This is a genomic window from Streptomyces roseolus (assembly GCF_014649855.1).
Lineage (GTDB): Bacteria > Actinomycetota > Actinomycetes > Streptomycetales > Streptomycetaceae > Streptomyces > Streptomyces roseolus.
Genome location: NZ_BMTV01000002.1, coordinates 337,952 through 360,203 on the forward strand (window position 1 = coordinate 337,952; position 22,252 = coordinate 360,203).

Genomic DNA, 22,252 nt, shown 5'->3' on the forward strand with positions numbered 1-22,252 from the left:
CCACCGCTCCGTGGCGGAGGTGTCCGCATGCTGGAACGAGCTATCCGCTAGGCGAGAAGCGCGCCATCATGTAACCTGCACGAAATTTCGCGGAGGGCCAACGTCGTCCCTCGGCATCTGCATATGCCACGACGACGACGGGAGAGCCGATGCGTTCCGACGCCTGGTCGCCCATGGACGGTCGCCCCGCCCCCCAGGGCATGTACGACCCCCGTAACGAGCACGACGCCTGTGGCGTCGGGTTCGTGGCCACCCTCACCGGTGTGGCCAGCCACGCGCTGGTCGAGCAGGCGCTGACCGTACTGCGCAATCTCGAACACCGCGGCGCCACCGGCTCCGAGCCGGACTCCGGCGACGGCGCCGGCATCCTGCTCCAGATCCCGGACGCCTTCTTCCGCGAGGTCACCGGCTTCGAGCTGCCCGCGGCCGGTGCGTACGCGGTGGGCACCGCCTTCCTCCCGGTCGACGCCGCCGATGAGACGGCCGCCGCCGTCGAGGCCATCGCCGCCGACGAGGGACTCACCGTCCTCGGCTGGCGCGAGGTCCCCGTCGCCCCCGCCCTGCTCGGCGCCACCGCCCGCTCCACCATGCCGGTCTTCCGCCAGCTCTTCGTCACCGACGGGGAGTCCACCGGCATCGCCCTGGACCGCAAGGCCTTCGTGCTGCGCAAGCGCGCCGAGCGCGAGGCGGCGGCGTACTTCCCGTCGCTCTCCGCCCGCACCCTCGTCTACAAGGGCATGCTGACCACCGGTCAGCTGGAGCCCTTCTTCCCGGACCTGTCGGACCGGCGCCTGGCCTCCGCCATCGCCCTCGTCCACTCCCGGTTCTCCACCAACACCTTCCCGAGCTGGCCGCTCGCCCACCCGTACCGCTTCGTCGCCCACAACGGCGAGATCAACACGGTCAAGGGCAACCGCAACTGGATGACGGCCCGCGAGGCCCAGCTCGCCGGCGACGTCTTCGGCGAGAGCAAGGCCGGCCGGGGCCTGGACCGGATCTTCCCGATCTGCACGCCGGACGCCTCCGACACCGCCTCCTTCGACGAGGTCCTGGAGCTGCTCCACCTCGGCGGCCGCTCGCTGCCCCACTCGGTCCTGATGATGGTCCCCGAGGCGTGGGAGAACCACGACTCCATGGACCCGGCCCGACGCGCCTTCTACCAGTACCACTCCACGATGATGGAGCCCTGGGACGGCCCGGCCTGCGTCACCTTCACCGACGGCGTCCAGGTCGGCGCGGTCCTCGACCGCAACGGCCTGCGCCCCGGCCGCTACTGGGTCACCGACGAGGGCCTCGTCGTCCTCTCCTCCGAGGTCGGCGTCCTCGACATCGACCCCGCCAAGGTCGTCCGCAAGGGCCGCCTCCAGCCCGGCAAGATGTTCCTCGTCGACACCGCCGAGCACCGCATCGTCGAGGACGACGAGATCAAGGCCGGCCTCGCCGCCGAGCTGCCCTACGCCGAGTGGCTGGAGACCGGGGAGATCGAGCTCTCCGACCTCCCCGAGCGCGAGCACATCGTCCACACCCACGCCTCGGTCACCCGCCGCCAGCAGACCTTCGGCTACACCGAGGAAGAGCTCCGCGTCATCCTCGCCCCGATGGCCCGCACCGGCCTGGAGCCGATCGGCTCCATGGGCACCGACTCGCCGATCGCGGCCCTCTCCGAGCGCCCCCGGCTGCTCTTCGACTACTTCACCCAGCTGTTCGCGCAGGTCACCAACCCGCCGCTGGACGCCATCCGCGAAGAGCTCGTGACGAGCCTCCGCTCCTCCCTCGGCCCCCAGGGCAACCTGCTCGACCCGACCGCGGCCTCCTGCCGCTCGGTCACCCTGCCCTTCCCGGTGATCGACAACGACGAGCTGGCCAAGCTCATCCACATCAACCACGACGGCGACATGCCGGGCATGAAGGCCGCCACGCTCTCCGGCCTCTACCGGGTCTCCGGCGGCGGCGACGCCCTCGCCGCCCGCCTCGACGCCATCTGCGCCGAGGCCGACGCGGCGATCGAGGGCGGCGCCCGCCTGATCGTCCTCTCCGACCGGCACTCCGACGCCGAGCACGCGCCGATCCCCTCGCTGCTGCTCACCGCCGCCGTCCACCACCACCTCATCCGCACCAAGCAGCGCACCATGGTGGGCCTGCTCGTCGAGGCCGGTGACGTCCGCGAGGTCCACCACGTCGCCCTGCTCATCGGCTACGGCGCCGCGGCGGTCAACCCGTACCTCGCCATGGAGTCCGTCGAGGACCTGCTCCGCGCCGGCACCTTCCTGTCGGACATCGAGCCCGAGAAGGCCATCCGCAACCTGATCTACGCCCTCGGCAAGGGCGTCCTCAAGGTCATGTCGAAGATGGGCATCTCCACGGTCGCCTCCTACCGCGGCGCCCAGGTCTTCGAGGCCGTCGGCCTCGACGAGGAGTTCGTCGGCCGCTACTTCAACGGCACCGCCACCAAGATCGGCGGCGCCGGCCTCGAGGTCGTCGCCAAGGAGGTCGCCGCCCGCCACGCCAAGGCGTACCCGGCCACCGGCATCGCCTCCGCGCACCGCGCCCTGGAGATCGGCGGCGAGTACCAGTGGCGCCGCGAGGGCGAGCCGCACCTCTTCGACCCCGAGACCGTCTTCCGCCTCCAGCACGCCACGCGGAACAAGCGGTACGACATCTTCAAGAAGTACACGGACCGGGTGAACGAGCAGTCCGAGCGCCTGATGACGCTCCGCGGCCTGTTCGGCTTCGCCACCGAGGGCCGCACCCCGATCTCCCTCGACGAGGTCGAGCCGGTCTCCGAGATCGTCAAGCGCTTCTCGACCGGCGCCATGTCGTACGGCTCCATCTCCCAGGAGGCGCACGAGACCCTCGCCATCGCCATGAACCGGCTCGGCGGCAAGTCGAACACCGGTGAGGGCGGCGAGGACCCGGAGCGCCTGTACGACCCGGCGCGCCGCTCCTCGATCAAGCAGGTCGCCTCCGGCCGCTTCGGCGTCACCTCCGAGTACCTGGTGAACGCCGACGACATCCAGATCAAGATGGCCCAGGGCGCCAAGCCCGGCGAGGGCGGCCAGCTGCCCGGCCACAAGGTCTACCCGTGGGTCGCCAAGACGCGTCACTCGACGCCCGGCGTCGGCCTCATCTCGCCGCCGCCGCACCACGACATCTACTCCATCGAGGACCTGGCCCAGCTGATCCACGACCTGAAGAACGCCAACCCGGCGGCCCGCATCCACGTGAAGCTGGTCTCCGAGGTCGGCGTCGGCACGGTCGCGGCCGGCGTGTCCAAGGCCCACGCGGACGTCGTCCTCATCTCCGGCCACGACGGCGGCACCGGCGCCTCCCCGCTCACCTCGCTGAAGCACGCGGGCGGCCCCTGGGAGCTCGGCCTCGCCGAGACCCAGCAGACGCTGCTGCTCAACGGCCTGCGCGACCGGATCGTCGTCCAGACCGACGGCCAGCTGAAGACCGGCCGCGACGTCGTCATCGCCGCGCTGCTCGGCGCCGAGGAGTTCGGCTTCGCCACCGCGCCGCTCGTCGTCTCCGGCTGCGTCATGATGCGCGTCTGCCACCTCGACACCTGCCCGGTCGGCATCGCCACCCAGAACCCGGTCCTCCGCGACCGCTTCTCCGGCAAGGCCGAGTACGTCGTCAACTTCTTCGAGTTCATCGCGCAGGAGGTCCGCGAGCTCCTCGCCGAGCTGGGCTTCCGCACCATCGAGGAGGCCGTCGGCCACGCCGAGCTGCTCGACACCAGCCGCGCCGTCTCCCACTGGAAGGCGCAGGGCCTGGACCTGGAGCCGCTCTTCTACGTGCCGGAGCTGCCCGAGGGCGCGGTCCGCCACGCCCTGATCGAGCAGGACCACGGTCTGGAGAAGGCGCTCGACAACGAGCTGATCCAGCTCGCCGCCGAGGCGCTGAACGCCGCCTCCGCCGAGGAGGCCCAGCCGGTCCGCGCCCAGGTCGCGATCCGCAACATCAACCGCACGGTCGGCACCATGCTCGGCCACGAGGTGACGAAGAAGTTCGGCGGCGCCGGCCTCCCGGCCGACACCATCGACCTCACCTTCACCGGCTCCGCCGGCCAGTCCTTCGGCGCCTTCCTGCCGGCCGGTGTCACCCTCCGCCTGGAGGGCGACGCCAACGACTTCGTCGGCAAGGGCCTCTCCGGCGGCCGCGTGATCGTCCGCCCGGACCGGGGCGCCGACCACCTGGCCGAGTACTCCACCATCGCGGGCAACACCATCGCGTACGGTGCCACCGGCGGCGAGCTCTTCCTGCGCGGCCGCACCGGCGAGCGCTTCTGCGTCCGCAACTCCGGCGCCCTGGTCGTCTCCGAGGGCGTGGGCGACCACGGCTGCGAGTACATGACCGGCGGCACGGCGGTCGTCCTCGGCGAGACCGGCCGCAACTTCGCGGCGGGCATGTCCGGTGGCGTCGCCTACGTCATCGACCTCGACCGGTCCCACGTCAACTCCGGCAACCTCGACGCCGTCGAGGCCCCGTCGGACGCCGACAAGGCGTGGCTGCACGACGTCGTGCGCCGCCACCAGGAGGAGACCGGCTCGACCGTGGCCGAGAAGCTCCTGGCCGACTGGGACGCGGCGGTGAGCCGCTTCAGCAAGATCATCCCGACCACGTACAAGGCAGTGCTCGCCGCCAAGGACGCCGCTGAGCTCGCCGGTCTCTCCGAGCGGGAGACCACCGAGAAGATGATGGAGGCGGCGACCCATGGCTGACCCGAAGGGCTTTCTCACCACCGGCCGCGAGGTCGCCGAGACCCGCCCGGTCGCGGAGCGCGTCCGCGACTGGAACGAGGTCTACGTCCCCGGCTCCCTGCTGCCGATCATCAGCAAGCAGGCCGGCCGCTGCATGGACTGCGGCATCCCGTTCTGCCACAACGGCTGCCCGCTCGGGAACCTGATCCCCGAGTGGAACGACTACGCCTACCGCGAGGACTGGTCGGCGGCGTCCGAGCGCCTCCACGCCACCAACAACTTCCCTGAGTTCACCGGCCGCCTGTGCCCGGCTCCGTGCGAGTCGGCGTGCGTGCTCGGCATCAACCAGCCGGCCGTCACCATCAAGAACGTCGAAGTCTCCATCATCGACAAGGCGTGGGACGCGAACGACGTCATCCCGCAGGTGCCCGAGCGGCTCTCCGGCAAGACCGTCGCCGTCATCGGCTCCGGCCCGGCCGGTCTCGCCGCCGCCCAGCAGCTGACCCGGGCCGGCCACACCGTGGTCGTGTACGAGCGCGCCGACCGCATCGGCGGCCTGCTGCGCTACGGCATCCCCGAGTTCAAGATGGAGAAGCGGCACATCAACCGCCGCATCGAGCAGATGCGCGCGGAGGGCACCAAGTTCCGCACCGGCGTCGAGGTCGGCCGCGACATCACCGCCACCGACCTGCGCAAGCGGTTCGACGCGGTCGTGGTCGCCGCCGGCGCCACCACCGCCCGCGACCTGCCCGTCCCGGGCCGCGAGCTCAAGGGCATCCACCAGGCGATGGAGTACCTGCCGCTCGCCAACAAGGTGGTCGAGGGCGACTTCGTGACCTCGCCGATCACCGCCGAGGGCAAGCACGTCGTCGTCATCGGCGGCGGCGACACCGGCGCCGACTGCGTCGGCACCGCCCACCGCCAGGGCGCGGCCTCCGTCACCCAGCTGGAGATCATGCCGAAGCCGGGCGAGGAGCGCGGCGCCCACCAGCCCTGGCCGACCTTCCCCATGCTGTACAAGGTCACCTCGGCGCACGAGGAGGGCGGCGAGCGGGTCTACTCCGTCTCCACCACCCACTTCGAGGGCGACGAGGACGGCAACGTCCAGTTCCTGCACCTCGTCGAGGTCGAGTTCGTCGACGGCAAGCTGACCCAGAAGCCGGGCACCGAGCGGAAGATCCCCGCCCAGCTGGTCACCCTCGCCATGGGCTTCACCGGCACCGACGTCGCCAACGGCCTGGTCTCGCAGTTCGGCGTGGAGCTCGACGAGCGGGGCAACATCGCCCGCGACGCGGACTTCGCCACCAACGTCGACGGCGTGTACGTCGCCGGCGACGCCGGCCGCGGCCAGTCGCTGATCGTGTGGGCCATCGCGGAGGGCCGCTCGGCCGCCCGCGGCGTGGACCGCTACCTCACCGGTGCCAGCTCCCTGCCGGCCCCGATCCGCCCGACGGACCGGTCCCTGCTGGTCTGACCGGCCCCCGAACGTCCCGTACAACGGCGTACGGAACCGAACGACGCCCGTCCCGTCCCCGACCAAGGACCCGGGGGCGGGCGTCGTGGTGTTCCCGGCCCTCCCGGGATGCCGCCTTCGTACCGCGCCCCGCCGCCGCGCCGGCCCGCCCCCGCTTCCCCCGCCCGCCCCGAACGGTCATGATGCCCGGAGGGAAAGGGGTGCTCATGGCATTGAGTCTGCGGAAGGTCGAGGAGGAGGCGCCCGCGCTGGTCAGCCTCTACAAGACGGCCGGGGAGTCGCTGCGCCGGCACGGCGTCGAGGGGCAGCGCGTCGCCGTCTACCTGGTGGTCGACTACTCCGGCTCGATGAGGCCGTACTACCGGGACGGCAGCGTCCAGGCCCTCGCCGACCGGGTCCTCGGGCTCTCCGCCCACCTCGACGACGACGGGCGGGTGCCGGTCGTCTTCTTCTCCACCGACGTCGACGCCGAGACCGAGATCCGCCTCGACGACCACCGGGGCCGGGTGGACCGGATCGTCGCCGGCCTCGGCCACATGGGCAAGACCAGCTACCACCTCGCCATGGACGCGGTCATCGACCACTACCTCGACAGCGGCGCCACCGCGCCCGCCCTCGTCGTCTTCCAGACCGACGGCGGCCCTGTCAACCGGCTGGCCGCCGAACGGTACGTCTGCAAGGCGGCCCGACTGCCGCTCTTCTGGCAGTTCGTCGGCTTCGGCGACCCTGCCAGCAAGCAGTTCGACTTCCTGCGCCGGCTCGACGAACTCGCCGTCCCCGAGCGCCGGTGCGTCGACAACGTCGGCTTCTTCCACGCCGGGAAGGACCCCGGCCGGGTCCCCGACGCGGAGCTGTACGACCGGCTGGTCGCCGAGTTCCCCCGCTGGCTCACCGCCGCCCGCGCCCGGGGCATCGTCGGGTCATGACGCCGACGCGGCCGACAGCCGGGCGAACTGCCCGTCCGTGAGCCGTACGTCCAGCGCGCCCAGGTTCTCCCTCAGGTGGTGCTCGGAGGAGGTGCCGGGGATCGGCAGGACGTGCGGCGCCCGGTGCAGCAGCCAGGCCAGCGCCGTCTGCGACGGGGTGGCCCCGACCTCGCGGGCCACGTCCGCGACCGGGCCGCCCGGCCCCGCGTGCCCGCCCATCGCGATCGGGAAGAAGGGCACGAACGCGGTCCCGCGCCCCGCGGTGTGCTCCAGGACCGCCTCGTGGTCGCGGGCCTCCAGGTTGTACAGGTTCTGCACCGCCGCGACCGGCGCCACCGACTCCGCCTCCGTCAGCTGCGCCACCGTCACCTCGGACAGGCCGATGTGCCGGACCTTCCCCTCCTCCTGGAGCCGCCGCAGGGCCCCGACCTGCTCGGCCACCGGCACGTTCCCGTCCAGCCGGTGCAGGTACAGCAGGTCGATCCGCTCGGTACGGAGCCGGCGCAGGCTCAGCTCGGCCTGCTGGCGCAGGTAGGCGGGGTGGCCGAGCGGCACCCACTCGGTGGGGGAGGGCCGCACCACGCCCACCTTGGTCGCGACGGCGATCTCGTCCCCGTACGGGGCGAGCGCCTCGGCGAGCAGCTCCTCGCCGGCGCCCAGGGCGTACGCGTCCGCCGTGTCGAAGAGCGTCACCCCCGCGTCGGCGGCCGTCCGCAGCAGCCGGACCGCCGCCGCCCGGTCGGCCGGCGCCGTCCAGATCCGCGCCTCGGGGCCGGTGGGGTCGCCCGGGCCGTCGGCGAGCCGCATGGTGCCGTAGCCGATGCGGCGGACGGGGAGATCGCCGCCGAGGAGGAAGGAGTCGGAGAGGATGGAGGCGTTCGCGTCGTTCGTGTTCGTCGTCATGGGGGAGACGCTAGGAGCTCACACGGATGTGAGATTCAAGCTCCGGCCAGGCGATGTGAGGGGGGTCACATGAAGATCGGTGAGCTGTCGAAGGAGACCGGCGTCGCCGTCCGGCTGCTGCGCTACTACGAGGAGCAGGGCCTGCTCGTCCCGGACCGCACCCCGGGCGGCCAGCGCCGCTACGGCCCCGACGCCCCGGCCGTCGTCCGCCGCATCCGCGCCCTCCTCGGCGCCGGCCTCCCCACCCGGGTCATCGCCGAGGTCCTGGACTGCGTCTGCGGCAGCGAGGCGGAGATCGAGCCCTGCCTCAGCCCCCTCCTGGTCGCCCGGCTCGACGCGATCGACGCGCGGATCCACGACCTCCAGGACGCCCGCTCCTCGCTGGCGGCCCTGGTCGCCGCCGCCGAGGGCAAGTCCCTCGCGGACGCGGCCGGGTGACGAGCCGTCGAAATCCCCTCGCCGTCGCTCGGCCCGCCGGGGAATCATGGCGCCATGAGCTCTCTCGTACGCCACGTGACCATCGACTGCGCCGACGCCTACGCCCTCGCCACGTTCTGGGCGGAGGTCCTGGACGGCACGCTCGCCGACGACGACCACCCCGGTGATCCCGAGGCCCTGGTGGAGTCGGCGGGCGCGAGCCTGCTCTTCATCCGGGTGCCCGAGGGCAAGACGGTGAAGAACCGCGTCCACCTCGACCTCCAGCCGCAGGACCGCAGCCGGGACGAGGAGGTCGAGCGGCTGCTCGCCCTCGGCGCGAAGCTGGTCGGCGACCACCGGAAGCCGGACGGCACCGGCTGGGCGACGATGGCCGACCCGGAGGGCAACGAGTTCTGCGTGGAGCGCAGCAAGGCGGAGCGCGCGGGCGCCTGAGGCGGCGGGGGCGAGCGGCCGCGGAGCCCGGGACCACCGGTGGTCCCGTATTCCGGCGGTCCGGGAATTCCCCGTTCCTTCCGGAGCAATCCGGACCGTAGGTGTCGGGTATCCGGTGTCTGCTGGAGCCCATGACGGACACCGGTACCCCCTGGGCGGCCTTCGAGGCCGCCGAGCCCGCGTTCGCCGCGACCGTGCGCGAGCGATTCGGGCAGTACACCCACCACGCCCTCGCCACCCTCAGGAAGGACGGCTCGCCGCGGCTCAGCGGCATCGAGGCCGACTTCCGGGGCGGCGAGCTGTGGCTCGGCATGATGCCGAACTCGCGCAAGGCGCTGGACCTGCGCCGCGACCCGCGCCTCGCGCTGCTCGCCAACCCGGGCGCCGGCACGGACATGGGAGGCGGGGACGTCCGCGTCTCCGGACGGGCCGTCGAGGTCACGGACCCGGACGCGCTCGCGCGGTACGCCGCCGAGGCCGGGGCGCCGCTGCCCTTCCACCTCTTCCGGGTGGAGCCCGCCGAGGTGGTGCGGACCCGGGTGGAGGGCGAGGAGATCCACTTCACCACCTGGCGCCCCGGGCGCCCGCTCCACACCCTGCGGCGCGGCAACGACGACGCCCCGCCGCGCGAGGACGGGTGAGCCCGCCGGCGCGGACCGCCGGGCGCGGACCGACGACAATGGGCGGGTGTCAGCGACCAAGAAGAAGAACCAGGTGACCGCACCCGCGCCCGAGCGGCGCCGGGAACTCCTCGACACCGCCGCCGAGGTGTTCGCCGCCCAGGGGTACAACGCCACCACCGTCCGCAAGATCGCGGACGCCGCCGGCATGCTTGCCGGCAGCCTCTACTACCACTTCGACTCCAAGGAGTCGATGCTCGACGAGATCCTCTCCACCTTCCTCACCGAGCTGTGGGAGGGGTACGACGCCGTCCTCGCCGCCGGTCTCGGCCCCCGGGAGACCATCGAGGCCCTCGTCACCGAGTCCTTCCGGGAGATCGACCGGCACCGCGCCGCCGTCGCCATCTACCAGAAGGAGTCCCGCCACCTGATGGACCTGCCCCGCTTCCACCACCTCGCGGACTCGCAGCGCCGGTTCGAGAAGGCGTGGCTCGGCACCCTGGAGCGGGGCGTGGCGGACGGGGTGTTCCGCGGCGACCTGGACGTCCGGCTCACGTACCGCTTCGTCCGGGACACCGTCTGGGTCGCGGCCTCCTGGTACCGGCCGGGCGGCGGGCACAGCCCCGAGGAGATCGCCCGCCAGTACCTGTCGATGGTCCTCGACGGCATCGCGGTGGACGGCTGACGCCCCTTCGTCCTCGTCGTGTGCGGGCGGGCGCGGCCCCCGCTCGGGCCGCGCCGCGCCCCGCGTCAGCCGGACCAGCCGCTTCCGCAGCGCCGCGAGGGCGCGCGGGTCGAGGCCCAGGCCGGCCGTCACGTAGCGGTACAGGCCGCCGTAGCCGGCACCGACCTCGGCGAGGGCCGCGTCCAGGTACTCCCGGCGGACCTCCTGGAGGGGCACGATCGGCTCCGGGTCCCGCATGAGGCCGTCCTGTCTCAGCCCCTCGCGGACGCGGGCGTCGTGGGCGGCGCGGAAGGCGTTGGAGGCCAGGTAGTCCTCGGTGGCGAACCGCTCCGGCACGCCGACGAGGCGGAGCAGCAGCCGACTGGCCCAGCCGGTGCGGTCCTTGCCCGAGGTGCAGTGGTGGAGCGCCGGGCCCGAGCCGGGCGCGGCGAGTTCGCGCAGGGTCCGCCCGAAGGCCGCCCTGTTGGCCGCGTCGGTGACGAAGGTCCGGTACACGTCCGCCATGAAGACGGCCGCCCGCCCGCCGCCGGGCATCTGCTCCTGCCGCACCGGGTCGCGCGAGCCGATCGCGGCCGTCAGCTGCCCGAAGAGGCCGTTGTCGGTGACGGGCCGGGAGACCGCGGCCACCCCGGCGGGGAGCCGGTCGGCGCCGTCGTGCCCGACCTCCGTCGGGATCCGGAGGTCGACGGCGCGGGCGAGTCCGAGGCCGGCGAGGGTGAGCAGGTCGGCGTCGGTGAGCTTCCCGAGGTGGTCGCCCCGGTAGACGAGCCCGTGGCGGACCCGTGCGCCGTCGCGGGTGGGGCGGCCGCCCAGGTCGCGGACGTTCACCGCGCCCTGGAGCGGGATCCGGCGGATCGGACCGCCGGTCCCGGGGCGGGCGGCGGCCGGAGGGGCGACCGCGGCCAGGACGGCGGCGCCGGCGGTCCCGGCGGTGCTCGGCAGTGCGCGTCCCGTCGGAGACGGGGTCGACGGAGACGCGGTCGACCTCGGCATGGCCGACTTCCTTTACACCAAACGTTAGTTAGGTGACATCGGGGGAAGGCAGCAGCCCGACGGGGCGCGCGGGGAGGGTCGTGCCGAGGCTCCGTCCGTCATCGGCGGCGCGGGGCGGTCCACTCCAGCCGGGTCCTGACCCGGACGTCGCGCACGAACTCCAGGGCGGCCAGCGCCGTCTCCCGGGAGGCGCCGTCCGGGTCGCCGTCCGCCAGGACCGCCGCCAGCGCGTCCACCGCCCGCGGGTCCTGCCGGATGGCGAGCCCGCGGGCCGCCTCCGCCGCCGTCTCCGGATCGGGGTCGGCGAGCCGCTCCGCCAGCGCCTCCCGTACGAGCGGGGTGTCGTCCGGCAGCTCGGCGAGGGCGAGGACCGCCCAGTCCCGCACCCGCGCGTCGCCGTCCCGGCTCAGCGCGAGCAGCACCCCGAGCGCCTCCAGGTGCCCGGCCGGCACGAGCCCGGCGAGCGCGCCCGCCACCGCCCGCCGCACCTCGGGGTCCGGGTGGGCCGCGGCGGCCAGCAGCTCCGGCACGGCCGCCGGGTCCGCGCACGCCCCGAGCGCCGTCACCACCGACAGCACCGGCTCCCGCGCCGGCTCGGCCGCCTCCACCGCCACCCTCCGCAGCACCGGCACCGCGCTCGCCGCGAACCCCGGCAGGGCGCCCAGGACCCGTGCGCCGAGCGCCCGCCGCAGCGGATCGCGGTCGGCGCACCAGGCCGCGGCCGCCACGAAGGTCTCCTCGTCGGCCCGCCCGGCGAGCGCGTCCACCGCCGTCGTCCAGTCGTCCAGCTCCGGGTCGCCGCAGCGCAGCGCCCGCGCGGCCAGCTCCTCGTGCGGCACCCGCCGTCCCAGCGCCACCTCCAGGAGCGTCGCGACCGCGGCGTGCCCGGTCTGCCGCTCGTCGCCGCGCCCGGGCCGCCCGTCCTCCCGCAGCAGCTCGACGACCACGGTCACCCCGCCGTCCTCCCGCACCCGCCGCACCACGGCCTCGTACGTCTCCCCGCCGCCGTTCCCCGCGACGAGCCCGCGCCGCAGCTCGGCCGCCACGTCCACCCCGATCCACCGCCGGGCCTCCCGCAGCGCGTCCTCCGCGCCCCGCGCCCCGTGGTCGAGCAGCGCCCGTACGCAGGCGGCGGAGCCCCGCCGGGCGGCGGCGGCCAGCGGGTCCAGCCCGTCGGGTCCGGCCCGGTCGGGATCGGCCCCGGCCGCGAGCAGCTCCCGTACGACCTCCGCCTGTCCGAGCCGCACCGCCCAGGCGAGCGCGGTGAACCCGAACTCCTCCTCCTGATCGGGTACGGCGCCCGCCGCGAGCAGCGCCCGCACGGTCCCGGCGTGCCCGCCGCAGGCCGCCCCGCAGAGGGGCAGGTCGCCGCCGTCCGGTCCGCTCGTCCGCCCGGGATCGGCCCCGGCGGCGAGCAGCAGCCGCACGATGCCCGCCTCGTCCGCGACCGCGGCCCGGTACAGCGCGGTCTCCCCGTCGTCGACGGCCTCGGGATCGGCTCCCGCGCGCAGCGCCCGTACGACCGCGTCCTCGTCCCCGGCGGCGATGCCCTCGAACAGCGTGCTCATGGAACGACCCTGACCCCCCGTCCGCTCCCGGCGCAAATCCGTCCCGTTCCGGTCAGGGCTTGCGGGCCTCGATGAGGAAGCGGGTGGTGTGCGCGACGAAGGGGCCCTCCTCGGCGATCCGTCCGTGCAGCTCGCGGAGCCGGTCGCGGTAGGCGTCCACCGTGAAGCCGGGCACCATCCAGATCACCTTCCGGAGGAACCAGACCACCGCGCCCACGTCCAGGAACTCGGTCCGCAGCGACTCCGCCCGCAGGTCCACCACCTCCAGGCCGGCCGCCTCGGCGGCCCGCCGCGCGTCCTGCGGGTGCCGGGCGCGGCGGACCTCCTCCGGCTGCGGCCCGAGGAAGTACTCGACGAGCTCGAAGACGCTGGCCGGGCCCACCTGCTGGGAGAAGTACGTGCCGCCGGGCCGCAGCACCCGCCCGATCTCCTCCCACCAGACGGTCACCGGATGGCGGCTGACGACCAGGTCGAAGGCGGCGTCTCCGAAGGGCAGCGGCGGCTCGTCCTCGTCGTGGACGACGACCGCGCCGAGGGGGTGCAGCAGCCGGGTCGCCTTCGCCACGTTCGGCGGCCAGGACTCGGTGGCGGCCGTCAGCGGCGGCAGCTTCCCGGCCCCGGCGAGCACCTCGCCGCCGCCGGTCTGGACGTCGAGCGCGGCCGAGGCCCGGCCCAGCCGTTCGCCCAGCAGCCGCTGATAGCCCCACGAGGGGCGCTGTTCGGTCGCCCTGCCGTCGAGCCAGGAGAAGTCCCAGCCCTCCATCGGGGCGGCCTCGGCCTCCGCCACCAAATCCTCGAAACTTCGCGTCATGTCCGTATTGTCGCCGTCGGTGGTGGGGAAGTCGCGGCGTTTTCCGCCGGGGGCACGGTCAGGTGGCGCAGTCGAGGACCGTCCCGCACAGCCGGCAGCGGGCTCGCAGGTGCCGGCCGGTCGGGAGGCGCAGGCGCTGGTGGCAGGCGGGACAGGGGAAGGTGACGGCGGTCGCGGGGACGGCGCCGTCGAAGGCGTACGGGGCGCCGGGGGCGGGGCGGCCGAGGCGGCGGTCGTGGGCGTAGCGGCGGCGGGCCGTCCAGCCCGCGGCGGCGAGCGGGGGCAGGCGCAGTTCGCGTTCCGCCTCGGCCCGGCCGCGGCGCCAGGCCTCGTACGCGGCCGCGCCGGTGAACCAGGGGGAGGGGTCCTCGGCGAAGCGTTCGGCGCGCCGGGCGAGGACCCAGCCGAACTCCTCCGGGGTGAGGTAGCCGAGTTTCTGGCTCTCGGCGCCGTCCTGCCGGAAGGCGTCGAGAAGCAGCCAGCCCGTGCCGAGGTAGGCGGTCACGACGTCGGTGAGGATCTCGTTCCGTTCCCCGTCGGGGAAGCCCAGGTCGAGGCGGTGCAGCAGGATGTGGGTGATCTCGTGGGCGAGGGCGGCGCCGATGTCCCGGGGGCGGCCGCGGAAGCGCGCGTTGAGTTCGACGGAGTACTCGGGCCCCGCGGCGAGTTCGACGGCGGCGGCGTGTTCCATCGCCCGGAACGAGACCACGACGCGGGCCTCGGGGAGGCGCAGGTGGCGGACCAGGGCCCCGGCGACGCGGGTGGCGCCGAGGAGCGGGTCCTCGCCGGGGGAGAGGGCCACGTCGGCGGCGGTCACGCTGGTCGGGTAGCGGTCGACGCCGGTGGCTCCGAGGCGCCGGTAGAGCGCGGTGAGCGAGGCCCGTACGGCCTCCCGGTGAGGGAAGCCGTGCTCCACCCCATGGGTGTCCTCGCGGACCCGGTCGGCCCCATGACGGTCCGTCATGCGTGATCACCCCCGCCCTCCACTGTACGGTCCGGGTGCGGTGTCTGGCCGAAAAGGCTTCCTTGTGGCGGCAGTTGAAGCTGTCCATAATCCGGACATGACTTGACGGGCGCATGTCAGTAATCGGGGCGTGCGCGACCCACCGTCAGCGCCGCACCCCCCATGCAGCACCCCCCACGAACGAAGGGCAGACCGTGCAGAAGAACAGGTTCGTCCGCACCCTGCAGAAACTCGCCGCCGCCGGCGCCGTCGCGCTCGCCGCGCTCAGCCTCCAGCCCACCTCCACCGCCACCGCGGCCCCCGCGCCGGTCGTCGGCGGCACCCGCGCCGCCCAGGGCGAGTTCCCCTGGATGGTCAGGCTCTCCATGGGCTGCGGCGGCTCCCTGATCAGCCCCCAGATCGTCCTCACCGCCGCCCACTGCGTCAGCGGATCCGGCAACAACACCTCCATCACCGCCACCGCCGGCGTCGTGGACCTCCAGTCGAGCAGCGCCATCAAGGTCCGCTCCACCAAGGTCCTCCAGGCCCCCGGCTACAACGGCAAGGGCAAGGACTGGGCGCTCATCAAGCTCGCCAGCCCCATCACCTCGCTGCCCACCCTGAAGATCGCCGAGACCACCGCGTACAACAGCGGCACCTTCACCGTGGCCGGCTGGGGCGCGGCCCGCGAGGGCGGCGTGCAGCAGCGCTACCTCCTCAAGGCCAACGTCCCCTTCGTCTCGGACGCCTCCTGCCAGGCCGCGTACGGCAGCGACCTCGTCCCGTCCGAGGAGATCTGCGCCGGCTACAGCCAGGGCGGGGTCGACACCTGCCAGGGCGACTCCGGCGGCCCGATGTTCCGCAAGGACAACGCCGGCGCCTGGATCCAGGTCGGCATCGTGAGCTGGGGCGAGGGCTGCGCGCGGGCCGGCTACCCCGGCGTCTACACGGAGGTCTCGACCTTCGCCGCCGCGATCAAGTCCGCCGCGGCGACACTGTAACCCACCGGAAGACCGGGGCCCCGGGGCGGCACAGCGCCCCGGGGCCCCTCCCCGCGTGATCGCCTTGTTCAGTTCGAGAATGGGTAGGACAGCTCCACGGCCTCCGGCCCGGACCCCTCCAGCTCCAGTACCCACACCTCGTTCGCCCCCTCCCGCAGCACCGGCCCCGGGACGAACAGGCCCTCCTGCGGGCCCGCCGAGGGCCAGTACCGGCCCAGGCAGAAGCCGTTCGCCCAGACGAAGCCCCGGCCCGCGCCCGGCAGCCGCAGCTCCGCGTCCCCGGCGCCCGCCACCTCCACCGACGCCCGGTACAGGCCCCGGCCGTCGTACCGCTCCGACACCTTCCGGAACGGCACCCGGCCGCCCACCGCCTCCGCCGTGAACGCGTCCAGGCGCAGCCCCCGGGCCCGCACCCCGTGCACGTACTGCCGCTCGTGCAGCAGCCCGCCGGTGATCCCCTTCGGCTCGGCCAGCCGCGGCCCGTAGTTCACCCGGCCCAGCGACTCCACCCACAGCTCCACCACCGCGGGCCCCGCCACCGGCTCCGGCAGGACCGCGTCCTCCTCCGTGAGCACCCCGGCGAAGGCGCCGTCCACCCACACCTGCGCCCGGTCCCGCAGCCCCGTCACCCGGAGCGGATACGGCTGCCGGGGACCCGGCACGGAGAAGCGGTAGCGCACCAGGCCCCGGTCCACGCCCAGCTCCTCGAAGACCGGCGGCGCCCCCGCCTCGACCTCCTCGCCGCCCAGCGCCCCCAGCACCGCGTCCAGCGGCGCCCACTCCGCCGCGTCCGCCCGCACCGGAGCCGCCAGCCGGGCCGGCGGCTCCGGCACCTCCGGCAGCGGGCCCGCCGCGTACTCCGCGAGCACCGCCCGGAAGCGGTGGTACTTCTCCGTCGCCCGCCCCCACTCGTCCACCGGCGCGTCGTAGTCGTACGAGGTCACCGTCGGCAGCAGCCGGCCGTCGTGCAGGTCGCCGGAGCGGTTCGCGCCCGCCCAGCCGCCGAAGTTCGAGCCCCCGTGCGCCATGTAGACGTTCACCGACGCCCCGCACTCCAGGACCTCCCGCAGCGCCCCGGCCGCGTCCTCCGCGCCCCGCGCCGCGTGCTCCGTCCCCCAGTGGTCGAACCAGCCGCACCAGAACTCCATGCACATCAGCGGCCCCGACGGCCGGTGCCGTCGCAGCGCCGCGAAGCCCTCCGCCGCGCCCGAGCCGAAGTTCGCCGTCGCCAGCACCCCCGGCACCGAGCCGCCCGTCAGCATGTGGTCCTCGGGACCGTCCGAGGTGAAGAGCGGCACCGTCACCCCGCACTCCCGCAGCAGCCCCGCCAGCCACTTCAGATAGCGGGCATCACTTCCGTAACTCCCGTACTCGTTCTCCACCTGGACCATCAGCACCGGCCCGCCCCGGTCCACCTGCCGCGCCACCACCTGCGGCAGCAGCCGCCGGAACCACCGTTCCACCGGCGCCAGGAACTCCGGGTCCCGGGTCCGCACCCGTCGTCCGAGGGGCCCCGTCACCCAGTGCGGCAGCCCGCCGTTCTCCCACTCGGCGCAGACGTACGGCCCCGGGCGCACGAGCGCCCGCATCCCCGCCGCCGCCACCGCGTCCAGGAAGCGGCCCAGCGCCTCCGGATCCGCCCACCGGCCCGGCTCCGGCTCGTGCAGGTTCCACGGCACGTACGTCTCCACGCACTCCAGGCCCATCGCCCGCAGCATCCGGAGCCGGTGCCCCCAGTGCCCCTCGTGCACCCGGAAGTAGTGCAGCGCCCCCGACAGCAGCCGCACCGGCCGCCCGTCGAGCAGAAAGTCCTCGTCACCCACAGCGAACGTGCTCATGGCCCCACCCTCGCCCCCTGGCGGCGAGCCGGTCCATGGACAAAGATCGTCGCAGTTTGGACCTTGGACAGCGCGCGGAAGGGCGGACGGCGGATGTACCACACCTGGATGCGCTACTTCACGCCCGGCCCCGTCCACCACCGCCTCGGCCTCGTCTGCCTCGGCGTCGGACTCCAGCACGGCCGCCTCCCCGTCGTCGGCCCCCGCACCCTCGACCACCACGTCGCCGTCCTCGTCTCCGCCGGCGGCGGCTGGTACCGCTCCGCCGACGGCCGCACCACCCCCGTCGCCGCCCCCGCGCTCCTCTGGCTCACCCCCGGCGTCCCCCACCACTACGGCGCCGACCCCGCCACCGGCTGGGACGAGTCCTTCGTCGACTTCACCGGACCCGCCGCCGCCACCTACACCGAACTCGGCTACATCGAGCCCGACCGGCCCGTCGTCCCCCTCGCCGACGCCGGCCCCGCCCGCGCCGCCATCGGCCGCATCGCCCGCGCCGCCCGCCCCGGCAACCCGCTCCTGGAGGTCGAGACCGCCGCCGCCGTCCACGAACTCCTCGTCGCCCTGCGCCGCGCCCGCGCCGACACCGACGCCGACGGCGACCCCGTCCTCACCGGCCTCGCCCGCGACGCCTTCCAGCCGTTCTCCGTCGCCGAACACGCCGCCCGGCACGGCATGACCGCCGCCGAGCTGCGCGCCGCCGTCCGCCGCGCCGCCGGCTGCAGCCCCAAGGACTACCTGCTCACCGTCCGCCTCGGCCGCGCCAAGGAACTCCTCGCCGCCACCGAGCTGCCCGTCGCCTCCGTCGCCCGCCGCGTCGGCTACGACGACCCCGCCTACTTCTCCCGCCTCTTCACCCGCAGGGTCGGACTCGCCCCCGTCCGCTTCCGCGAGCAGCAGGGCCGCGCCGTCCACGGCGGCTGGAGCGACCGCGTACCGGATCCCGAACACCCGCCCACCCTCACCGGGGACTCCGGCTAGGCTCGCTGACCATGAGCGACACCAGGAACGACTCCCGCGACATCGACCCCGCCGTCCGAGCCGAGCTGACCCGGCTGCGCGAGTCGATCGACAACATCGACGCCGCCGTCGTCCACATGCTCGCCGAACGCTTCAAGTGCACCCAGCAGGTCGGCGTCCTCAAGGCCGAGCACCAGCTGCCGCCCGCCGACCCGGCCCGCGAGGCCCGCCAGATCGCCCGGCTGCGCGAACTCGCCGAGAGCGCCAAACTGGACCCGGCCTTCGCGGAGAAGCTCCTCAACTTCATCATCGCCGAGGTCATCCGCCACCACGAGACGATCGCGGACGGAGCGCGCTGATGACCCGCGTCCCGACCGCGGAGGGAGCCCGCCGATGACCCGCGTCACGGTCTTCACCCTCGGAGGGACCATCTCCGCGCGAGGCGGTGACGCGGCCCGGATGACCGGCCCCGAGGTCCTCGCGGCCCTCGGCGCCCCCGGGGACGTCGAACTCCGCGACTTCCGCCGGCTCCCCTCCTCCTCCCTCGCCCCCGAGGACCTCGCCGCCCTCGCCGCCGAGGTGGACGAGACGGTCGCCGCCGGCTCCGGCGTGGTCGTCGTCCAGGGCACCGACACCCTGGAGGAGACCGCCTTCCTCCTCGACCTGCTCTGCCCCACCGAGCGCGCCCCCGTCGTCGTCACCGGCGCCATGCGCCGCACCGACCTGCCCGGCGCCGACGGCCCCGCCAACCTCGCCGCCGCCCTCGCCGTCGCCGCCGACCCCGCCTGCCGGGGCCTCGGCGTCCTCGTCGTCCTCGCCGACGAGATCCACGCCGCCCGGCACGCCCGCAAGACCCACACCACCTCGGTCGCCACCTTCGCCTCGCCCGGCGCCGGCCCCCTCGGCGCCGTCGTCGAGGGCACCCCGCGGATCCTGCTCCGCCCCACCGTGCCCACCGCGCCCTGCCGGCTCTCCTACGACCCCGCCGTCCGGATCGCCCTCGTCACCCTCGCCCTCGGCGACCGCGGCGAGCTGCTCACCGCCGTCGACGACCGCTTCCAGGGCCTCGTCGTCGCCGCCTTCGGCGCCGGCCACGCCCCCTCCTGGCTCGTCGAACCCCTCGCGGAGCTCGCCCGCCGCATCCCGGTCGTCCTCGCCTCCCGCACCGGAGCGGGCACCGGCCTCACCGGGACCTACCGCGGCCCCGGCTCCGAGCACGACCTCCTCCACCGCGGCCTGATCCCGGCCGGCCCGCTCGACCCCGCCAAGGCCCGGCTGCTGCTCGCCGCCCTCGTCTCCAGCGGCGCCGCCGGACCCGCCGGCTACGACCGCCCCCGGATCACCGCCGCCTTCGCCCACCTCGACGGCACCGGCCTCGCCTGACCCCCGCCGGACCCGGCTTCGGCAACCCCCCTGCCCGCCGACCGGACGATCGGGCAGCATAGGGCCCATGTCCGTACTGACGCGCGACGAAGCGCAGACCCGTGCCCAGCTGCTCGACGTCCACCACTACGCGGTGGACCTCGACCTCACCGACGGCGACGAGACCTTCGGGTCCACCAGCCGCATCCGCTTCACCGCCCGCGCCGCCGGGTCCACCTTCGTCGAACTCAAGCCGGACACCCTGCACTCCGCGACCCTCGACGGCGCGCCGCTCGACCCCGCCGCGCTGGACGGGAACCGGCTCCCGCTCGACCTCACCGAGGGCGAGCACGAGCTGACCGTCACCGCCACCATGCGCTACTCGCACACCGGCGAGGGCATGCACCGCTTCCTCGACCCCACCGACGGCGAGTCCTACGTCTACACCCAGCTCTTCATGGAGGACGTCCAGCGCGTCTTCGCCGCCTTCGACCAGCCCGACCTGAAGGCCGTCTTCGACGTCGCCGTCACCGCCCCCGAGGGCTGGACCGTCCTCTCCAACGGCATCACCGAACGGCAGGAGGACGGCCGCTGGACCGCGGCCACCACCCCGCCGCTCTCCACCTACTTCGTCTGCGTCGCCGCCGGGCCCTGGCACTCGGTCCGGACCGAGCACGCCGGACTGCCCTTCGGCATCCACTGCCGCCGCTCGCTCGCCCCCCACCTCGACGCCGACGCCGACGAGATCATCGCCGTCACCAAGGCCTGCTACGACCGCTTCCACGAGAAGTTCGACGAGCCCTACCCCTTCGACTCCTACGACCAGGCCTTCGTCCCCGAGTTCAACGCCGGCGCCATGGAGAACCCCGGCCTCGTCACCTTCCGCGACGAGTTCGTCTTCCGCTCCGCCGTCACCGCCACCGAGCGCATGACCCGCGCCATGGTCATCGCCCACGAGATGGCCCACATGTGGTTCGGCGACCTCGTCACCCTCCGCTGGTGGGACGACATCTGGCTGAACGAGTCCTTCGCCGAGTACATGGGCTACCAGACCGTCAACGAAGCCTGCTCCGACCTCTTCGCCGACACCTGGATCGACTTCGGCGTCGCCCGCAAGGCCTGGGGGTACGACGCCGACCAGCGCCCCTCCACCCACCCCGTCGCCCCGGACCCCGAGGCCGTCCCCGACACCGCCTCCGCCCTCCTCAACTTCGACGGCATCTCCTACGCCAAGGGCGCCTCCGCCCTCCGCCAGCTCGTCACCTGGCTCGGCGAGGCCGACTTCCTCGCCGGCATCAACATCCACTTCAAGCGGCACAAGTTCGGCAACGCCACCCTCGCCGACTTCATCGACAACCTCGCCGCCGCCACCGACCGCGACGTCCACGCCTGGGCCGAGCAGTGGCTGCGCACCACCGGCGTCGACACCCTCACCCCCCGCCTCACCGGCGAGGGCAGCCGCTGGGAGCTCACCGTCGACCGCGCCGGCAGCCGTCCCCACCGCATCGAGGCCGGCCTCTACGACCGCCGCCCCGACGGCGAACTCGCCCTGCGCGAGCGCGTAGCCCTCGACGTGCCGCAGCGGGAGCCCGCCCGCCTCACCGGCCCCCGCCCCGCCCTCGTCGTCCTCAACGACGGCGACCTCAGCTACGCCAAGCTCCGCTTCGACGAGGTCTCCGAGGAGTCCGCCCTCCGCGGCCTCTCCCGCATCCCCGACCCGCTCACCCGCGCCGTCGTCTGGAACAGCCTCCGCGACATGGTCCGCGACGGCGAACTGGCGCCCGCCGCCTACCTGGAGACCGCCCGCGCCCACCTCACCGAGGAGACCGACCTCGGCATCGTCCAGGGCGTCCTCGCCTTCGCCCGGCAGCAGGTCGCCGACCGGTACGTCCCCGAGGACCGCCGTCCCGCCGCCCTCGCCGGCCTCCGCGAGATCGCCCGCGCTCTGCTCCGCCGCACCGAGGACGGCGAGGACCCCGGACTGCGCCTCACCGCCGTCCGCGCCCTCATCGACAGCGCCACCACCCCCGACCAGATCGCCTCCTGGCTCGACGAGGGCACCGTCCACGGCGGCCCCGAGCTCGACCCGGAGCTGCGCTGGCGGATCCTCGCCCGGCTCGCCGTCCTCGGCGCCACCGACGAGGCCGCCATCGCCGCCGAGCTGGAGCGCGATCCCAGCGCCACCGGCCAGGAGGGCGCGGCCCGCTGCCGCGCCTCCCTTCCCGACCCGGCCGCCAAGGCGGCGGCCTGGGCCGCCATGTTCGACTCCGACGACCTGTCGAACTACCTCTTCACCGCCACCGCGCTCGGCTTCTGGCAGCCCGAGCAGGCCGACCTGGTGAGCGCGTACGTCGAGCGCTTCTACGACGACGCCGCCGCCCTCGGCGACCGCCGGGGCCCCGCGATGGCCGAGGCAGCCGGCCGCTACGCCTTCCCCGCGTACGCGGTCGACGCCGACTCCCTCGCCCTCGGCGAACGCCGGCTCGCCGACGACGCCGTGATCCCCGCCCTGCGGCGCAAGCTCGTCGACCAGCTCGACGACCTGGCCCGCGCCCTGCGCGTCCGCCAGGGCTGAGCAGGAGGGACGGCACCCCG

The 22,252-nt window shown here is 74.1% G+C and carries 17 protein-coding genes and 1 pseudogene; 12 read left to right on the forward strand and 6 right to left on the reverse strand.

Annotated elements, in window-relative coordinates; translation table 11 throughout:
* The first annotated feature begins 149 nt into the window (after positions 1–149).
* From gltB to IE245_RS03635, 3 genes are all read left to right on the forward strand, one after another.
* The gene (gene gltB, locus IE245_RS03625) at positions 150–4,724 is read left to right on the forward strand and encodes a glutamate synthase large subunit (protein ID WP_189945219.1); all 4,575 of its coding nucleotides are present in this window, start codon (positions 150–152) and stop codon (positions 4,722–4,724) included.
* Positions 4,717–6,177 carry a glutamate synthase subunit beta gene (locus tag IE245_RS03630; RefSeq protein ID WP_189945220.1) on the forward strand — a complete coding sequence of 487 codons (1,461 nt, stop codon included), beginning with the start codon at positions 4,717–4,719 and terminating at the stop codon, positions 6,175–6,177. Before gltB ends, IE245_RS03630 begins: the two co-directional genes overlap by 8 nt.
* Before the next feature lie 206 nt (positions 6,178–6,383).
* On the forward strand, positions 6,384–7,103 hold the full coding sequence (locus tag IE245_RS03635; RefSeq protein WP_189945221.1) for a VWA domain-containing protein: 720 nt from the start codon (positions 6,384–6,386) through the stop codon (positions 7,101–7,103).
* Here IE245_RS03635 and IE245_RS03640 read toward each other — a convergent pair.
* Positions 7,098–8,006, reverse strand: coding sequence for an aldo/keto reductase (locus IE245_RS03640; RefSeq protein WP_189945222.1), 909 nt, complete (start codon positions 8,004–8,006; stop codon positions 7,098–7,100). The two genes, IE245_RS03635 and IE245_RS03640, sit on opposite strands and share 6 nt — an antisense overlap.
* Positions 8,007–8,075: 69 nt before the next feature.
* On the opposite strand from IE245_RS03640, the gene IE245_RS03645 reads away from it, so the two are divergent.
* The 4 genes from IE245_RS03645 (at position 8,076) to IE245_RS03660 (ending at position 10,181) form a co-directional block, all read left to right on the forward strand.
* Positions 8,076–8,444 (forward strand): MerR family transcriptional regulator, encoded by a 369-nt coding sequence (locus IE245_RS03645; RefSeq protein ID WP_189945223.1) that lies wholly within the window; start codon positions 8,076–8,078, stop codon positions 8,442–8,444.
* Positions 8,445–8,498: 54 nt separating this feature from the next.
* On the forward strand, positions 8,499–8,876 hold the full coding sequence (locus IE245_RS03650; RefSeq protein WP_189945224.1) for a VOC family protein: 378 nt from the start codon (positions 8,499–8,501) through the stop codon (positions 8,874–8,876).
* Positions 8,877–9,007: 131 nt separating this feature from the next.
* A complete protein-coding gene (locus IE245_RS03655; protein WP_189945225.1) occupies positions 9,008–9,517 on the forward strand; it encodes a pyridoxamine 5'-phosphate oxidase family protein in 510 nt (169 codons plus the stop codon).
* 46 nt (positions 9,518–9,563) lie between these two features.
* Complete coding sequence (locus tag IE245_RS03660; RefSeq protein ID WP_189945226.1) at positions 9,564–10,181, forward strand: TetR/AcrR family transcriptional regulator; 618 nt, start codon at positions 9,564–9,566, stop codon at positions 10,179–10,181.
* An 84-nt stretch (positions 10,182–10,265) separates the two neighbouring features.
* Here the strand turns inward: IE245_RS03660 and IE245_RS03665 are convergent.
* The 4 genes and pseudogenes from IE245_RS03665 to IE245_RS03680 form a co-directional block, all read right to left on the reverse strand.
* Positions 10,266–11,174 (reverse strand): annotated as a pseudogene (locus IE245_RS03665) (tyrosine-protein phosphatase); the annotation flags it as partial.
* Between the two features lie 98 nt (positions 11,175–11,272).
* A complete protein-coding gene (locus tag IE245_RS03670; protein ID WP_189945227.1) occupies positions 11,273–12,742 on the reverse strand; it encodes an ankyrin repeat domain-containing protein in 1,470 nt (489 codons plus the stop codon).
* A 52-nt stretch (positions 12,743–12,794) separates the two neighbouring features.
* Positions 12,795–13,553, reverse strand: coding sequence for a methyltransferase domain-containing protein (locus tag IE245_RS03675; protein WP_189945228.1), 759 nt, complete (start codon positions 13,551–13,553; stop codon positions 12,795–12,797).
* A gap of 58 nt (positions 13,554–13,611) precedes the next feature.
* Positions 13,612–14,517 (reverse strand): hypothetical protein, encoded by a 906-nt coding sequence (locus IE245_RS03680; protein WP_189945229.1) that lies wholly within the window; start codon positions 14,515–14,517, stop codon positions 13,612–13,614.
* Between the two features lie 194 nt (positions 14,518–14,711).
* Between IE245_RS03680 and IE245_RS03685 the strand changes: the two genes are divergently transcribed.
* Complete coding sequence (locus tag IE245_RS03685) at positions 14,712–15,497, forward strand: S1 family peptidase (protein ID WP_189945230.1); 786 nt, start codon at positions 14,712–14,714, stop codon at positions 15,495–15,497.
* A gap of 68 nt (positions 15,498–15,565) precedes the next feature.
* On the opposite strand, the gene IE245_RS03690 is transcribed toward IE245_RS03685, so the two are convergent.
* A complete protein-coding gene (locus IE245_RS03690) occupies positions 15,566–17,335 on the reverse strand; it encodes a glycoside hydrolase family 35 protein (RefSeq protein ID WP_189945231.1) in 1,770 nt (589 codons plus the stop codon).
* A gap of 93 nt (positions 17,336–17,428) precedes the next feature.
* On the opposite strand from IE245_RS03690, the gene IE245_RS03695 reads away from it, so the two are divergent.
* The 4 genes from IE245_RS03695 (at position 17,429) to pepN (ending at position 22,232) form a co-directional block, all read left to right on the forward strand.
* The gene (locus IE245_RS03695) at positions 17,429–18,316 is read left to right on the forward strand and encodes a helix-turn-helix domain-containing protein (RefSeq protein WP_189945278.1); all 888 of its coding nucleotides are present in this window, start codon (positions 17,429–17,431) and stop codon (positions 18,314–18,316) included.
* A gap of 11 nt (positions 18,317–18,327) precedes the next feature.
* Positions 18,328–18,654, forward strand: coding sequence for a chorismate mutase (locus IE245_RS03700; protein WP_189945232.1), 327 nt, complete (start codon positions 18,328–18,330; stop codon positions 18,652–18,654).
* Positions 18,655–18,688: 34 nt separating this feature from the next.
* Complete coding sequence (locus IE245_RS03705; protein WP_189945233.1) at positions 18,689–19,678, forward strand: asparaginase domain-containing protein; 990 nt, start codon at positions 18,689–18,691, stop codon at positions 19,676–19,678.
* Positions 19,679–19,745: 67 nt separating this feature from the next.
* On the forward strand, positions 19,746–22,232 hold the full coding sequence (gene pepN, locus IE245_RS03710; protein ID WP_189945234.1) for an aminopeptidase N: 2,487 nt from the start codon (positions 19,746–19,748) through the stop codon (positions 22,230–22,232).
* Positions 22,233–22,252: the final 20 nt, after the last annotated feature.

Coding starts and splice junctions, on each gene's coding strand:
- IE245_RS03650 (WP_189945224.1), top strand. CDS start 8,499: ATGAGCTCTCTCGTACGCCACGTGACCATCGACTGCGCCGACGCCTAC.
- IE245_RS03690 (WP_189945231.1), bottom strand. CDS start 17,335: ATGAGCACGTTCGCTGTGGGTGACGAGGACTTTCTGCTCGACGGGCGG.
- IE245_RS03695 (WP_189945278.1), top strand. CDS start 17,429: ATGTACCACACCTGGATGCGCTACTTCACGCCCGGCCCCGTCCACCAC.
- IE245_RS03675 (WP_189945228.1), bottom strand. CDS start 13,553: ATGACGCGAAGTTTCGAGGATTTGGTGGCGGAGGCCGAGGCCGCCCCG.
- IE245_RS03645 (WP_189945223.1), top strand. CDS start 8,076: ATGAAGATCGGTGAGCTGTCGAAGGAGACCGGCGTCGCCGTCCGGCTG.
- IE245_RS03640 (WP_189945222.1), bottom strand. CDS start 8,006: ATGACGACGAACACGAACGACGCGAACGCCTCCATCCTCTCCGACTCC.
- IE245_RS03655 (WP_189945225.1), top strand. CDS start 9,008: ATGACGGACACCGGTACCCCCTGGGCGGCCTTCGAGGCCGCCGAGCCC.
- pepN (WP_189945234.1), top strand. CDS start 19,746: ATGTCCGTACTGACGCGCGACGAAGCGCAGACCCGTGCCCAGCTGCTC.
- gltB (WP_189945219.1), top strand. CDS start 150: ATGCGTTCCGACGCCTGGTCGCCCATGGACGGTCGCCCCGCCCCCCAG.
- IE245_RS03705 (WP_189945233.1), top strand. CDS start 18,689: ATGACCCGCGTCACGGTCTTCACCCTCGGAGGGACCATCTCCGCGCGA.
- IE245_RS03630 (WP_189945220.1), top strand. CDS start 4,717: ATGGCTGACCCGAAGGGCTTTCTCACCACCGGCCGCGAGGTCGCCGAG.
- IE245_RS03680 (WP_189945229.1), bottom strand. CDS start 14,517: ATGACGGACCGTCATGGGGCCGACCGGGTCCGCGAGGACACCCATGGG.
- IE245_RS03635 (WP_189945221.1), top strand. CDS start 6,384: ATGGCATTGAGTCTGCGGAAGGTCGAGGAGGAGGCGCCCGCGCTGGTC.
- IE245_RS03670 (WP_189945227.1), bottom strand. CDS start 12,742: ATGAGCACGCTGTTCGAGGGCATCGCCGCCGGGGACGAGGACGCGGTC.
- IE245_RS03700 (WP_189945232.1), top strand. CDS start 18,328: ATGAGCGACACCAGGAACGACTCCCGCGACATCGACCCCGCCGTCCGA.